The organism is Lacticaseibacillus camelliae DSM 22697 = JCM 13995 (genome assembly GCF_001436615.1).
GTDB lineage: Bacteria > Bacillota > Bacilli > Lactobacillales > Lactobacillaceae > Lacticaseibacillus > Lacticaseibacillus camelliae.
On the sequence record NZ_AYZJ01000034.1, the window covers coordinates 57,833 to 72,982 of the forward strand.

The 15,150-nt window shown below is 56.4% G+C and carries 11 protein-coding genes; all 11 read right to left on the reverse strand.

Features of this window, described 5'->3' with window-relative positions; all coding sequences use genetic code 11:
- Positions 1–19: 19 nt before the first annotated feature.
- The gene (gene infB / locus FC75_RS07465; RefSeq protein WP_056989536.1) at positions 20–2,923 is read right to left on the reverse strand and encodes a translation initiation factor IF-2; all 2,904 of its coding nucleotides are present in this window, start codon (positions 2,921–2,923) and stop codon (positions 20–22) included.
- A 22-nt stretch (positions 2,924–2,945) separates the two neighbouring features.
- The gene (locus FC75_RS07470; protein ID WP_056989537.1) at positions 2,946–3,245 is read right to left on the reverse strand and encodes a ribosomal L7Ae/L30e/S12e/Gadd45 family protein; all 300 of its coding nucleotides are present in this window, start codon (positions 3,243–3,245) and stop codon (positions 2,946–2,948) included.
- Positions 3,242–3,541, reverse strand: coding sequence for an RNase P modulator RnpM (rnpM, locus tag FC75_RS07475; RefSeq protein WP_054661431.1), 300 nt, complete (start codon positions 3,539–3,541; stop codon positions 3,242–3,244). The genes FC75_RS07470 and rnpM overlap by 4 nt, the downstream gene beginning before the upstream one ends.
- Positions 3,542–3,550: 9 nt before the next feature.
- Complete coding sequence (gene nusA / locus FC75_RS07480; protein WP_056989538.1) at positions 3,551–4,762, reverse strand: transcription termination factor NusA; 1,212 nt, start codon at positions 4,760–4,762, stop codon at positions 3,551–3,553.
- A gap of 32 nt (positions 4,763–4,794) precedes the next feature.
- Positions 4,795–5,268 carry a ribosome maturation factor RimP gene (gene rimP / locus FC75_RS07485; protein WP_056989539.1) on the reverse strand — a complete coding sequence of 158 codons (474 nt, stop codon included), beginning with the start codon at positions 5,266–5,268 and terminating at the stop codon, positions 4,795–4,797.
- Between the two features lie 176 nt (positions 5,269–5,444).
- Positions 5,445–9,752 carry a PolC-type DNA polymerase III gene (locus FC75_RS07490; protein WP_156403593.1) on the reverse strand — a complete coding sequence of 1,436 codons (4,308 nt, stop codon included), beginning with the start codon at positions 9,750–9,752 and terminating at the stop codon, positions 5,445–5,447.
- Between the two features lie 141 nt (positions 9,753–9,893).
- Positions 9,894–11,603, reverse strand: coding sequence for a proline--tRNA ligase (locus tag FC75_RS07495; protein WP_056989541.1), 1,710 nt, complete (start codon positions 11,601–11,603; stop codon positions 9,894–9,896).
- Positions 11,604–11,621: 18 nt separating this feature from the next.
- Positions 11,622–12,863, reverse strand: a complete 1,242-nt coding sequence (gene rseP, locus FC75_RS07500; protein ID WP_056989542.1) for an RIP metalloprotease RseP — start codon at positions 12,861–12,863, stop codon at positions 11,622–11,624.
- A gap of 25 nt (positions 12,864–12,888) precedes the next feature.
- Positions 12,889–13,683, reverse strand: coding sequence for a phosphatidate cytidylyltransferase (locus FC75_RS07505; RefSeq protein ID WP_056989543.1), 795 nt, complete (start codon positions 13,681–13,683; stop codon positions 12,889–12,891).
- A 12-nt stretch (positions 13,684–13,695) separates the two neighbouring features.
- A complete protein-coding gene (locus tag FC75_RS07510; protein WP_235808714.1) occupies positions 13,696–14,433 on the reverse strand; it encodes an isoprenyl transferase in 738 nt (245 codons plus the stop codon).
- A gap of 159 nt (positions 14,434–14,592) precedes the next feature.
- On the reverse strand, positions 14,593–15,150 hold the full coding sequence (frr, locus tag FC75_RS07515) for a ribosome recycling factor (RefSeq protein WP_054661428.1): 558 nt from the start codon (positions 15,148–15,150) through the stop codon (positions 14,593–14,595).

Consider the following 15,150-nt stretch of genomic DNA (forward strand, 5'->3'; position numbering starts at 1 on the left):
CTCTTCGGATGGCCTGAGGTTACTTGACGGGAACCTCTTCCATCGTGTACGCCTCGATTTGATCATCGACCTTGATGTCGTTGTAACCATCGATGGTCAGCCCGAGTTCGAAGCCCTGCCGGACTTCCTTCACATCATCCTTAAACCGCCGCAAAGAGCCCAGCTCGCCTTCATACTTCACGATGCCGTCTCGGATCAAACGGACCTTGGAATCACGGCGAATGAAGCCACTGTCGACGTATCCGCCGACGACCGTCCCAATCTTGGAAACCGGAATGGTCTCACGCACGGTGATATTGCCGGTGACCTTCTCTTCGTAAGTTGGCTCCAGCATCCCCTTCATCGCGGATTCAACTTCCTCGATGGCCTTGTAGATGACCCGGTGCAACCGGATATCCACGTCTTCGGAGTCGGCCTGGGCCTTGGCCTGCGGCGTTGGCCGCACGTTAAACCCAATGATGACCGCATTTGAAGCCGAGGCCAACGTGACGTCGCTTTCGTTGATCGCGCCGACGGCCTGGTGAATGATGTTCACCCGCACGCCCTTGACGTCGATCTTCTTCAGACTATTGGCCAGCGCCTCAACGGAACCCTGGACATCCGCCTTGATGATAATGTCAACTTCCTTGAGTTGACCTTCCTTCATGGTTTCAAACAGGTTGTCGAGCGTGACGTGGTGGGTCTGCTGACGATCTTCTTCCTGCGCCTGCTGAGCCCGTTTTTCACCGGCCGCACGAGCGGTCTTTTCATCGTCAAAGACGACAAACTTGTCCGCCGACTGCGGCACATCATTCAAACCGGTGATCTCGACTGGCATTGCAGGAACGGCATCCTTGACGTGGCGACCATGATCGTTGGTCATGGTCCGCACGCGACCAAAGGTGTGCCCGACAACGATTGGGTCACCGACGTGCAGTGTGCCTTCCTGAACCAGCACCGTGGCCACTGGGCCGCGGCCCTTGTCCAGCCGGGCCTCAATGACCGTCCCAATGGCCTTCTGGTCAGGGTTGGCCTTGAGCTCAAGGACGTCCGCCTCAAGCAGGATCATTTCCAGCAGTTCGTCGATGTTCTTCCCAAATTTCGCCGAAATGTTGACGAAGATGGTGTCACCACCATAATCCTCAGGCACAAGGTCGTACTTCATCAGCTCTTCAGTAACTTTTTGCGGATTTGCACCCGGCTTATCGATCTTGTTAATGGCAACGATCATTGGCGCGTTCGCGGCCTTGGCATGGTTGATGGCTTCGATTGTCTGAGGCATGACCCCATCATCGGCGGCAACCACCAGCACGATGATATCGGTGATGTCGGCACCACGCGCCCGCATGTTCGTGAACGCCGCGTGCCCTGGCGTATCTAGGAACGTGATCAGCCGGTCCTTGAGCTTGACCTGGTAAGCGCCAATGTGCTGCGTGATCCCACCGGCTTCGCCTTCGGTCACATGCGTGTGACGCAGACGATCGAGCAGGGTGGTTTTCCCGTGGTCAACGTGACCCATGATCGTGACCACTGGGGGCCGCGGTGTCTGAGTGTCCTTATTCTTGACTTCGGCGTTGTACATCTTGTCCAAGTCGGTGATGTCTTCTTCGACCTTCTGCTCGGCGTCGATGCCGTAATCGGTTGCGACCAGTTCGATCGTATCCTTATCCAAGCTCTGGTTCTGGTTGACCATGACGCCAAGCATGAAGAGCTTCTTGATGATCTCGGCAGGCTCGCGGTGCAAGATCTTGCCCAGATCCTGCGCGTTCATTCCGACAGTGTAGATGAGTTTTTCTGGCAATGGCCGCTCCTTGCGCTGTGGCATTTCTTTCTTCGGTTGCGTCTGCTGTCTGCGTTTGTTCTTCTTGTTGCGGCGATTCGAATTGCCGTAGCCACCACGGTTGTTGTAGCCGCCACGATTGTTGTAACCACCACGACTGCTGCGGCCACGGCTCTCATTGTTATTGCTCGAGTGATCCGCGGTCCGCCGGTTGTCATTCGGCTTCGCTGGCTTCTCCGCTGCAGGCGGCACCGGTGCAGTGTACGCGGCTGCGATCGGTTTTTCTTCGGCAGCTTTTTCAAGCGCCTTTTCGGTTTCACGCTTGGCCGCTGCCTTGGCCTTCTCCTGCTGACGCTTTTCTTCCAGCTGCTTAATGAACTTTTCGTCATTGCCGGCAACTGGCCGTGGGTTCCCATTGGCTTGGGTCCGCCGACCGGCCCGTGGCATTGGGCTGACGTTGGTTTGGTTCAGGTAGCGATCGCCGCCGCGGCGGTTGTCGTTGCGCCGATTGCCATTACGGTTGTCGGTCGCACGGTTGTTGTAGCCGCCCCGGTTATCATTTTGCCGATTGCCGTTGCGGTTATCCGTGGACCGGTTGCCACTGCGGTTACCGGCATTCTGCTGACCGCCGTTTTGGCCTTGGCCATTGCGGTTGTCGGTGTGGTTGAACCGGCCACCGCGCGCGTTGGCCTGAGTATTGTGCGGCCGGCGGATGGCAGACTTCGAAATCAGGGTCTTCCCATCAGCCGTTTTTTGCGGCATGTGGTGTGTCCCTGGGACCTTCTTGCCTTCTGCCGGCTTTGCACTGGCAGACGCTTTTGCCTCAGGTTTAGCTTCGGACTTTGTTTCAGCCTTAGCTTCTGCTTTTGCGGCAGGCTTGCCTTCAGCTTTAGCGGCTGGTTTGTCGGCTGGTTTGGCTTCTGCCTTGGCCTCAGTCTTTGCGACCGCCTTGGCTGCCGGTTTTGCAACTGCTTTGGCCGCTGCTTTAGGTGCAGCGTTCGCCGGCTTTGCGTGCAACGCAGACGTCAAAGCAGCCTCCTGCTTTTCGTCCAACGTTGACATATGATTCTTGAGCTCGATGCCCTGAGCTTTTGCCGCGTCGATCACGGTTTTGCTCGGGACGCCGAGAGTTTTGGCAAATTCATAAACTCGTTGTTTGCCCATTTCTTCACGCTCCCTGTCTTTTTTAGGTGAGCAGCTTGACCAGCTTCGTTGCAAAGCCGCGATCTTGCACCGCGATGACGGACCGTTTGCGGCCGATCGCAGAACTCAGCTCCAGGCTCGTCAATGATAAATTGACTGGGACCTGGTAGAAGCTGCCTTTATCGGAAAACTTTTTTCTGGTATTCGCTGAGGCGTCGGAGGCGACCAGCACCAACTTGGCACTCTGATCGCGAATCGCCGCAAGCACGAAGCCCTCACCGGCCGTCAGCCGGTTGGCTCGCTGCGCCAGCCCCAGCAAGTTTAGCGCTTGCTGCTTATTCATGCCTGGTCGCCGAACAGCTCTTGGCGAGCCTTCTGATGGTCGACGTAGGCGTAAAGCTCAGAGTAAAAACTGTCATCGACCGCGACGTCAAACGCCTTCTCAATGATGTGTTTACTTTGAGCCTGCTTCACGGCTTCTGGGTCAAGTGCGACATAAGCGCCGCGGCCCTGAGCCTTACCGGTGGGATCGATGGCGACGGTTTGATCCGCCTGCCGCACGATCCGCACCAAGGATTTCTTCGGAAACATCTCTCCCGACAGCAAGTCTTTGCGCATCGGGATCTTGCGCTTTTTCATGGCTGCCTCCTACTTAGCCTCGGCCGAGTCCGGCTCAGCCTCATCGCCTGTGGCATCAGCCGCTGTTGCTTCATCAGACGGCGCGTCTGATGCTGGGGCTGTGTCAGGTGCGACTTCGGACTGGTCAGCTTGGGCCTCTTCGACTTGCTCGTCGTTTTCCTCGAGCTCATCATCATCGACGAATTCGACGTCCGATTCCGCCTTGATATCGATCTTGTAGCCGGTCAACTTAGCTGCAAGCCGGGCGTTTTGGCCCTTCTTGCCGATCGCCAACGACAGCTGGTAATCTGGCACGATCACTGTGCAAGACCGGTCGTTGTCTTCGTCGTTGAACTGAACGGCGATGACCTGCGCCGGGTTCAAGGCATTGGCGATGTAATCCACCGGGTCTTCCTCGTACTGCACGACGTCCATGTTCTCGCCCGAGAGCTCATTGACGACCGCTTGCACCCGGGCGCCCCGTGGGCCAACCGTGGTGCCGACCGGATCGACAGACGGATTAGTCGAACGCACCGCGATTTTCGTGCGGTCACCAGCTTCACGGGCAATGCCCGCGATTTCAACGGTCCCGTCAAAAATCTCCGGCACCTCCTGCTCAAACAAGCGCTTGACCAGACCCGGGTTGGTCCGGGAAACAAAGACCTGTGGGCCCTTGCTGGAGTTTTCGACCTTGGACACGAAAACCTTAATGCGGTCGTGAGGTTCGTACTGCTCGTTTGGCATTTGATCGCCGCGGCCAAGGACCGCTTCAATCTTGCCTAAGTTCACGTAAATGAACTTGTTGTCGCGGCGTTCAACTTCACCCGTCATGATCTCGTTTTCGTACTGGGAGTACTCATCGTAAATGATGCCGCGTTCCGCTTCCCGCACTCGCTGCATGATGACCTGCTTGGCCGTTTGCGCCGCAATGCGCCCAAAGTCTTTCGGGGTGACCTCAAATTTGATCTTGTCGCCGACCTCGTAGGCCTTGTTGATGGCCAACGCGTCCTTCAGACTGACTTCAAGCCGGGAATCGAACACCTCTTCGGTGACTTCCTTGACCGCGTACACGTGGATGTCGCCTTGGTCCTTGTCGAACTCGACGTCGACGTTTTGTGCCTGATCGTAATTACGCTTGTACGCCGAGGCCAGCGCGTCTTCAAGCGCCTCAATCACAACTTCTTTTTTGACGCCTTTTTCGGTCTCGAGGGCGTCAAGGGCTTCAATCATTTCCTTTGACATGTTGTTCCTTCCTTTGCCAGCGGGATTGCCGCTTAAAATTCGATGGCCAGACGGGCGTTTGCGATCGTCTTGCGATCAAATGCCTGATCAAACCTGCGTGCCTTGTCTTTCAGCTCCAGAGTCAAAGTATCCTCGTCAAGGGCCTTAAGGGTCCCTTCGAACACTTTTTTACCATTGAGCTTTTGGAACAAGGAAATATGAATGTATTCCCCGACCGCGTTATTAAAGTCTTGGTCGGTCTTCAGCGGCCGCTCGGCACCTGGCGAGGAAACTTCCAAGAAGTAGGCCTGCGGGATGGGATCAGGGTCCATGGCGTCCAATTTCTCGGACAAGGCCTCTGAGACCATCACACACTCGTTGAGCGTGATGCCACCTGGCTTATCGATGTAGACCCGCAAATACCAGCTGCCGCCCTCCTTCACAAACTCGATGTTGCTCAGGTCGAAATGGTTGGCTTCAAGGATTGGATCAACGATTTGTTTCACTGTCTCGACAACCGTGCTCAAGTCTTTCCCCCCTTTTAGGTTGTTGTCCTGGCTGTCTGGTTTCCGGCAGCCGTTACCTCTCCTAAGAAAAGGAGTGAGCATCTCTGCTCACTCCTCCTCAAAGGATTTAACTACTATGGATAATCTAGCATAAAACCCTTTCCAATGCAACACCAAATCGCGCCGGCCTTACGCCGCTAGAACATCGAATCAAACAGCGAAAGTTGATTTTCATCAGGCAGCGTGTCGAGCACATGATTTTCAGTCATGTAATCGATCAGCGTCTTGGAGACCTTGCCGCGGTTAGCCAAGTCTTCCTTGGAAAGAAACGGCTTTTCCTCGCGCGCCGCCACGATCTGCTTGGCCACGTTATCTCCGAGGCCAGGCACCGCCCGAAACGGCGCCAGCAGCGTGTGGTCATCCAAAATCAGAAAATCATGCGCATCAGAGTGGTTGATGTCGACCATCTTAATGGTGAAGCCGCGCTCAAGGCATTCATTGGCCAGCTCCAACACTGTCAGCAAAGTTTTGTCCTTGGCCGACGCGTCGTTGCCCTGATCAGTGATGGCCTTGATTGCCGCCTTCAACGACTCCTTACCGTGGCTCATGGCCACCAGGTCGAAGTCCTCAGCGCGCACAGAGAAGTAAGAAGCGTAGTACACCAGCGGGTAGTAGACCTTGAACCAGGCGATACGCAGGCCCATAAGGTCGTACGCAGCCGCGTGCGCCTTGGGAAACATGTACTTGATCTTCAGGCATGAATCGATGTACCAGTCTGGCACATTGGGGTTATCCCGCATGGCCTGCTGCCACTCATCAGGAATGCCGCGACCCTTACGAACATGTTCCATGATGTTGAACGCCATGGAGTCGTCCATCCCCCAGTGGATGAGGTCCATCATGATGTTGTCACGACAGCCGATGACTTCTTTGATGGTCACGGTGCCGTTTTGAATCAGCTCTTCGGCGTTGCCTAACCACACGTCGGTGCCGTGGGACAGACCAGAAATCTGCAGCAGCTCGGAGAACTTCTTCGGGTGCGTCTCTTCCAGCATCCCCCGCACGAAGCGGGTCCCAAACTCCGGCACGCCCAGCGTCCCGGTTTTCGAATTGATTTGCTCAGGCGTCACCCCTAAAATATCCGGGCTCGAAAACAGCGACATGACGCCGGGGTCGTCCATTGGAATACTCTTCGGGTCGACCCCGGAAAGGTCCTGCAGCATGCGGATCATGGTCGGGTCATCATGTCCCAGCACATCCATTTTGAGGATGTTGTCATGAATCGAGTGAAAATCAAAATGGGTCGTCTTCCAGGCGGCGCTTTGATCGTCGGCGGGATACTGGATCGGCGAGAAATCGTAGATATCCATGTCTTCCGGCACAATCAAGATCCCCGCCGGGTGCTGGCCGGTGGTCCGTTTGACACCAGTCGCGCCTTTGGCCAACCGGTCAATTTCCGCTCCGCGCAGCATCTGGCCTGTGTCGCGCTCGTAGGCTTTGACATAGCCGTATGCGGTTTTGTCCGCCACGGTGCCGATGGTCCCCGCCCGGAAAGCGTGGTTCTCCCCAAACCGCACCTTGATGTAGTTATGCGCGATGGGCTGGTAGTCCCCGGAGAAGTTCAAATCAATATCTGGCACCTTATCCCCCTTGAACCCCAGGAAGGTTTCAAACGGGATATCCTGGCCATCCTTGACCATGTTGGCGCCGCACTTCGGACAGGCCTTGTCTGGCAGGTCAAAACCGGAGCCATACTCGCCCTTGGTGAAGAATTCGGAGTACTGGCACTGGGGACAGCGGTAATGCGGCGGCAGCGGATTAATTTCTGTGATGCCAGACATCGTGGCCGCGAGACTCGAGCCAACCGACCCCCGGGACCCGACCAAGTATCCGTCCTTGTTCGACTTGAGCACGAGCTGCTGGGCGATGTTGTAAATCACCGAGAACCCGTTCCCAATAATACTTTTAAGTTCCTTGTCCAAACGCGCCTGCACGATTTCAGGCAGCGGATCGCCGTATAGCTTGTGCGCGGTGCTCATGACGTCGGTGCGCAGGTGGTCTTCAACACCGGGAATGTTTGGCGTGTAGAGACGCTTTTTGACCGGTGTGATGTCGCCGTCGATCATGTCCGCCACCTTGTGCGTGTTCTCAACGACAAGCTGATGCGCCAGCGCATCATCCTTCAGCCAGGCGAATGCATCCAGCATCTCCTGGGTGGAACGGAAGTGCACGTCAGGCAACTCATGCCGATTGAGCGGGTTGGCACCGCCCTGACTGTGAATCAGAATCTTGCGGTAAATCGCATCGTTTTTGTCCAAGTAGTGGGCGTCACCGGTCGCGACCACCAATTTGTTCTGGTCCTGCCCGATCTTGATAATGGTCTTCAAGATTTCCTGCAGGTGGGCCTGCCCCTGCACCAGCCCACCGTCGATCAGCGGCTGGTAGTTAGCCAGCGGCTGGACTTCGAGATAATCGTAGAACTTCGCCCGCTTGGCGGCTTCAGCGGCCCCTTTTTGCATCGCGGCGACGAACACCTCACCAGACGCGCAGGCCGAACCCACTAACAGCCCCTCGCGAAACTTTTGCAGTACGGACCGCGGGACGCGCGGCAGCCGGTAGTAATAATCGATGTTAGACTGGCTGACCAGCTTGAACAAATTCTTGAGCCCCGCCTGCGTTTTAGCGAACACGATGGCGTGCGTCGGGCGGCTTTGCTTGTAGGCTTCGTCCTCGCCGATGCGCGAATTCAGCTGGTTCAACTGCTCAATGTCGTACTTTTTCAGCGCCTCTTTTTCCAGCGCGAACAGCAAGTACCCCGTTGCCTCCGCGTCGGCGTTGGCCCGGTGGTGATGATTCAGAGGAATCTTATAGGCCTTGGTGAGCGTGTCAAGTTTGTGGTTCTTGCGCTCCGGGTGCAGCATGCGGGACAGCTCCAAGGTGTCGATCACGGGGTTTTGAATCGGTTCTTCGCCCAAGCGCTCGTACCCTTTGTTCAAAAAGCCGACGTCAAACGTCACATTGTGTCCGCTCATAATGCTACCCGTGCAAAATTGCCGGAACAGTCTCAAGACCTCAGCTTCGGTCTTGGAGCCGCGCACCATGTCGTCAGTAATGTGGGTCAAGTTGATCGTAAATTCGGACAGCGCGAACCCCGGGTCGATCAGCTCCTCAAACGAGTCGATCACCTTACCATCCTTCATCTTGACCGCCGCCACTTCGATCACTTTGTCGTAGACCGCCGATAGACCGGTCGTTTCAATGTCGAACACCACGTAAGTCGCATCGGCCAAAGTCCGCGGTTCGTCCGCGTTGTAAGCGACCGGGGCCCCGTCATCGACGAGGTTGATCTCCACGCCGTACAGCATCTTGATCTTGGCTTGAGTGGCCACCGTGTGGGCCTCAGGATAAGCTTGCAAGCCGGCATGATCGGTCACCGCGATGGCGGTTTGACCCCAGGCCTTGGCTCGGTTGACATAGGCAGTGATGCTCGGCAGCGCGTCCATCTGACTCATATTCGTGTGCAGGTGCAGCTCGACGCGCTTTTCCCCCTCGGCCGTGTCCTGGGGCTGAGCGTGGGGCACTTCCACCATGTCGCGTGCCATCACGGTCAGCTCCCGAGAATACGAATCCTCCTGCACGCTGCCGCGGATCCTCAGCCACATGCCTTCCTTGATTTGACCAAAGGCGGCCTCGTCGTCGGCGCCGTTGCTGAATTTTTTCACGATAAAGCTGGACGTGTAGTCTGTGACCTTGGCAATCAAAAGCGACCGCTTGGAGCGCAACTGGCGCACCTCGACGTCAAACACGTAGCCTTCGATCAGAACGGCGTTTTCCTCTTGGGTGATTGCCACCATCTGGGTCGGGGTCTCGCTACTCTTTAAGCCGCGGCCGATCTGCACTGGGCCACTGGGGGCCGGGTTTTGCTCGCGCTGGGCAACCACTGCTTGCGCCCTTTTGGCCATGGCGGCCGCTTCCTCGGCTTTCTGCGCCTTAAACGCGGCCAGGTTGGCCTCGGATTCAGTGGCGTCGACCGTGGCCTCGACGCTGACGCCAGGCAGTCCCACCTGGGCGTAAGTTTCGACCAGTTTGCCCAGCCCCTGTTGAATCAAAAACTGGCGCACGGGCTCGTTTACGGCTGTCAGGGTGACCTTACCGTCCTCAAACCGCGGCGTCTGATTCATGCATGTTTCTGCCACAATGGCCGACTCGATCCCGGCGTTGGCGACCACGTAGGACCAGTATGCGGACAAATGCTTGGCAGCAAGGTCGACCGTCGCCGGCGACACGCTGATGCTGGCTTCGGCGATGCCCTTGAAGGCGGACTTAATATGCGATTCCAGCTGAAGGAAAACAGCATACGGCAAGACCGCAGCGGTCCCCAGAACAAATTCGTAACGCTTGGAGCGGCTGTGAATAGTGACGGCTTCGACCGTCGCCCCGGCCAAGGCCGGATCTTGCTTGATTGGGTCAGGCAGGCTTGCCTGCTCGATCAGCTTTTGAAACATTTCTGCTTTTGATAGCGCCAAAAAAAGCCACTCCCTTTTTGATGATGCAACCATGTTACCCCGAATTCAGGGGCCAAACAAGCCGCCCACGAGCGCAAAAACGACGCCGAGTCGGACTCGGCGCCGCTTTGGTGAGTTAAATTATTCTGCGTGGTCAAGCAAGATCTTGAGCGATGAAATCAACTCTTCAGACTTAACTTCAAGCGTCTCGCCTGACTTGCGCAACTTGAGCTCAACGATCCCGTCCTCGGCCTTCTTACCAACGGTGACGCGGACCGGAATGCCGATCAAATCGGAATCCGCAAACTTCACGCCAGGACGCTCGTTGCGATCATCCACCAGCACCGCAAACCCTTCATTTTCCAGCTGCTTCGTGATCTTATCAGTCAGATCGGCCTGCGCCTGCTTTTTCAGGTTGACGGGCACAACATGCACGTCAAATGGGGCAACGGCCCGCGGCCAAACGAGACCATGCTCGTCCAGTGTCTGCTCAGCAATCGCCGACAGCAGGCGCGACACGCCGATGCCGTACGAACCCATAATGATTGGCTTAGCGCGGCCATTCTCGTCCAAGAAATTGGCCCCCATGGCCTCGGTGTAGCGCGTGCCCAGCTTGAAGATGTGACCAATTTCGATGCCCTTGGTGAACTTCAGCACCCCTTGGCCATCCGGTGAAACCTCGCCTTCCTTAACGAAGCGAATATCCGCGGTTTGGGCGGCGGTGAAGTCGCGGCCCGGATTGACATTGGTCAAATGGGTGTGCGCTTGGTTGGCCCCCGCGACCAGGTTGACCAGCCCGGTCAAGCTGTTGTCGGCGATGAGCTGCACGTCTTCTGGGGCGTTGACCGGCCCAATGTTGCCAATTTCAGCGTGCATGTACTCCTTAACTTGATCTGGTGTGGCCATGTCGAGATAATCCGCGTTCAGCAGATTCTTGAGTTTGACGTCGTTGACCTCATAGTCGCCGCGAACCAAGGCCAGCACCGGCTTTTCGTCGGCAATGAAGAGCACGGCCTTGATCAACTTGCTGGCCGGGACCTTCAAAAAGTCTGCGACTTCAGCAATGGTCTTGGCGTCCTTGGTGTCCACCGGGGTCATCGCCGCAGCCTCTTCATGGGTGGTGGCCGGCACGTTCATGCTGGTGGCCATTTCCAGGTTAGCCGCATAATCGGAGGAATCCGAGTAAACAATCGTGTCCTCCCCAATGTCGGCGATGGCGGAAAACTCCTTGGAGTCTTTGCCGCCCATCGCGCCGCCGTCCCCGACAATCGCGCGGAAGTTCAGGCCCAGCCGGTTGAAAATGTTGGTGTAGGCCTTTTCCATTTGGCTGTATATGGTGTCTAGATCATCTGTGTTGGCCGTGAAGGAATAGACATCCTCCATGATGAACTCACGGGAGCGCAGCAGACCGTAACGCGGGCGATCCTCGTCGCGGTACTTGGTCTGGATCTGGTAGAGCACCAGCGGCATCTTCTTGTACGAGTTCAGGTCGTTGCGGACGAGGTCCGTGAAGGTTTCCTCATGCGTCGGGCCGAGAATGAAGTCGCGGTCGTGGCGATCCTTCAGCTTGAACAGGTTTGGCCCATAGGTTTCGTAACGGCCTGACTCCTGCCAGAGTTCAGCCGGCAAGAGGCTGGGCATCTGCATCTTCACGGCGGAAATCTGACTCATTTCGTCATCGATAATCGCCTCGATCTTTTGCAGCACGCGCTCGGCCAAAGGCAGATAGGCATACGCTCCGGCCGCGACCTGCCGGATGAAACCGGACCGCAGCATCATCTGATGCGACTTGGCCTCGGCAGTACTGGGAACTTCTTTTTCTGTGGGGATGAACATTCGAGATTGTTTCATGACTTTCCTCCAAAGGGTTTAAAAACTACGCATGATATCGTTGATGGTCACCGCAATGATCAACGCGAACATCACACCGGCCCCGATCAGGGTGATCAGGCCTTCGTGCTCCTGCTTGAGCGGCTTGCGCCGAATTGCCTCAAGCAGGTTGAGTAAAATTTTGCCGCCATCAAGCACCGGAATCGGGATCAGGTTCATGATCCCCAGGTTGACCGACAGGCCGCCTAAGAACAGGATCAAGTTCATCGGCCCACCCTTGGCGGCAGTTGCTGTCATGGTGTAAATGCCCACTGGCCCGGCCAGCTGGTTCAGGGAAAAATGACCAGTGACCATCTGAGCGAGGACGTGGAAGATGCCGGTAACATAGGCCCAGGTGGTGGTGAAGCCAGACTTGATCGCCGCCAGTGGCGCCTTGGTGGTCTTAGCGTACACGCCAATCGTGCCGTCGCTGGTTGGCCGGATCGTCAAGTGCTGAGTCTGCCCATCCTTGGTGGCGACCAGCGTCGTGGTGCGCCCGCGGTACTGGGCCACAGCACCCTGAATATCTTCAAACGCCGAGATCTTGGTGCCGCCAATGGATTCAATGCGCGAGTCCGCTTTCAGCCCCACCGCGGCCGCGGGCGAATTCGGCTCGATTTTGCCGATTTGATTGGTGTTCGTCACGGCCACGCCGTTGAACAGTGCGACGCCGATGAAAACCACAATGGCCAACAGAAAATTATTCATTGGACCGGCAAAATTGACCAGCATCCGTTTCCAAAGCTTGGCATTTTGGAACTGGACGTCATCCGGGGCGATAATCACCTCGGTGCCGTCTTCCTCAATGATGGTGGCGTCGTGATCGACGGACCAGGTTTTGAGCTCAGACTCATCGCCGTTTTCGTAGCCGACCACTGTCAGGTCATGCTGCAGATCGACCCTGTCCGCCTGGACCGGGATGCCGCCTTGGAGCGTGGTTTTACTGGATAAGTTGATTCGCTCGACGACATTCTGGTCGTTGACCTCGATGGCAAGCATCGTTCCCGGCTTGATCTCATCGTCTTCATCCTGCCAGCCTGCCATGCGGACGTAACCGCCCAGCGGTAGCAGGCGCAGCGTATAGGTGGTGTGGTTCTTGTGCCAGGCAACGAGTTTCGGGCCCATGCCGATGGAAAACTCACGGACCAGAATGCCGGACCACTTGGCAAAAATAAAGTGGCCGAATTCGTGCACCAGCACCAGGATCACAAACACGACCAAAAATTCGATAATTGTTGTCATAGGCCCTCCTTACTCTGCAATGCGGTTAAAGGATCCCGAAGAAATGGATCATCGGCATGACCAACAGCATGCTGTCGAACCGGTCCAAAATACCGCCGTGCCCGGGCAGAATCTTGCCAGAGTCCTTGACACCGTAAAAGCGTTTCAGCGCCGACTCAATCAGGTCGCCGAGGCTGCCGATAATTGAAAGCACCAGTGCGATTCCCATCATCGGCCAAAAGCCGTATGCCTGCGGGAAGAAGTTCAAGTAGATCGCCGCAAAGATGAGCGCCGTCAGGTTGCCGCCGAGGCTGCCTTCCCAAGTCTTGTTGGGGCTGATCGCCGGCCACAGTTTGTGCTTGCCGAACGCCCGGCCGCAGAAGTAAGCGCCGGAGTCCGTCAGCCACACAATCAGCATCGCGAACAGCAACGTATCCAACCCTCCGTTCGGGTCGTTGCGCAGCATGATGAAATAGTGGAAGCCGGTGCCGATGTAAAAAATCGACAAGGCGGACACGGCGACGTCGTCATAAGTCGTCCTGTTCTTGCTGGCGACCGTGTTCAAAAGCAGCAGCACCACGAACAAGTAAATGACGTCGAGCCGAGAAATGTAAGCCGGCAGCCATTTGAGCAGACTGTCCGGCACCGTTACCGCCAGCACGCCAAGCGCGGAGATGAGAAAATCAAACGAGACAATGATCTTCTTGCGCATGATGAACACTTCTGACAGTGCAATGACAGCCAGTGCGCACCCGGCGACCTCGATCCAGACCCCGCCAAGGATCAGGATCGGGATGAAAATGATCAGCGCCACCACCGCTGTAATGATTCGTTGTTTCATAACCAACCTCCGTTAACTTGTTAATCCGCCGAACCGGCGGTCACGTGCCTGATACTCAACGATACAGGATTCAAGCACCGCCCCGGTAAAATCAGGCCAATAAGTATCGGTGAACACCAGCTCGGAATAAGCCAGCTGCCACAGCAAAAAGTTTGACAGCCGCTCCTCCCCGCTGCTGCGGATCAGCAGATCCGGGTCCGCCAAGGCGCCCAAGTGGCGCGTCATCAAGTGATCAGCCACAACCTGCGCATCGATTGAAGTGGGGTCGAGCTGACCTTCCTTGGCCTCCTGCGCCATGCTGCGAGCGGCTTGGACCAGCTCGTCGCGCGCGCCGTAGTTCAGCGCAAAGTTGAGGATCATGCCCGTGTTTTGCGCAGTGTCAGCCATCGCGTCATCGGCGGCCTGCCGCGTTTTTGCCGGCAAGGCATCGAGCTCGCCCATCACCTGCACGCGCACATTTTCCTGAATCAGCTCAGGCATAAATGTGCCGAAAAAGTCGACTGGCAGCCTCATTAGGTATGAAACCTCGCTGGTGGGCCGTTTCCAATTCTCGGTTGAAAAAGCATAAAGCGTGAGCACCTTAATGCCAAGACGACTCGCCGCCTTGGTGATGGTTTTGACAACTTCCATGCCTTGTTTATGCCCGGCGACGCGCGGCAGGTGCCGGGCTTTGGCCCAGCGGCCATTGCCATCCATAATGATGGCGACATGCGCGGGAATGCGTGTGGGATCAAGTGATTGATTGGCCAACAGAAATTCCTCCATCGTGAAACTAGTCACATCTAATGTATTGTAGCAGAAAACGGCCCGCTGAAAAAGCGGCCGCAGTTGCTGTGCCGACTCTCCGGTCCGGCAAACGTCAGCTGACAACAAAAAACCCGCGCGAGACACGCGGGCCGAGGCTGGTGATCAGCCTTCCTTGATTTCTTCTTCCTTAGCTGCCGCAATGGCTTCAATGCGTTTAGCAGAGTCATCGGTGACCTTTTGGACGTCTTTTTCGCCGCGGTGCAGGTCGTCTTCCGTAATGTCACCGGCCTTTTCCTGCTTCTTCAGCTTGTCCAAAGCGTCGCGCCGAATGTTGCGGATCGCGATCTTGGCTTCTTCCTGGAACTTGCCCACTTCTTTGGCGATTTCAGCACGCCGCTCGCCAGTCAGCTGGGGAACGACCAACCGAATCGCGTTGCCATCATTCGCCGGGTTGATGCCCAGATCTGACGCATTCAGCGCGGACTCGATATCCTTCAAGCTGGACTTGTCATACGGGCTAACCAATAGGACCCTGGCTTCTGGCACCGTGATCGCCGCAATTTGGTTCAGCGGGGTTTTCGTGCCGTAATACTCAACTTCGATGCGGTTAAGCAGACTGGCGTTGGCGCGGCCGGCCCGGATTGTGCCGAGCTGGCGGGACAATGCGTCCTCAGACTTCTTCATTGACGCCTTGGCGTCATCAATAATTTGGTTCGCCAT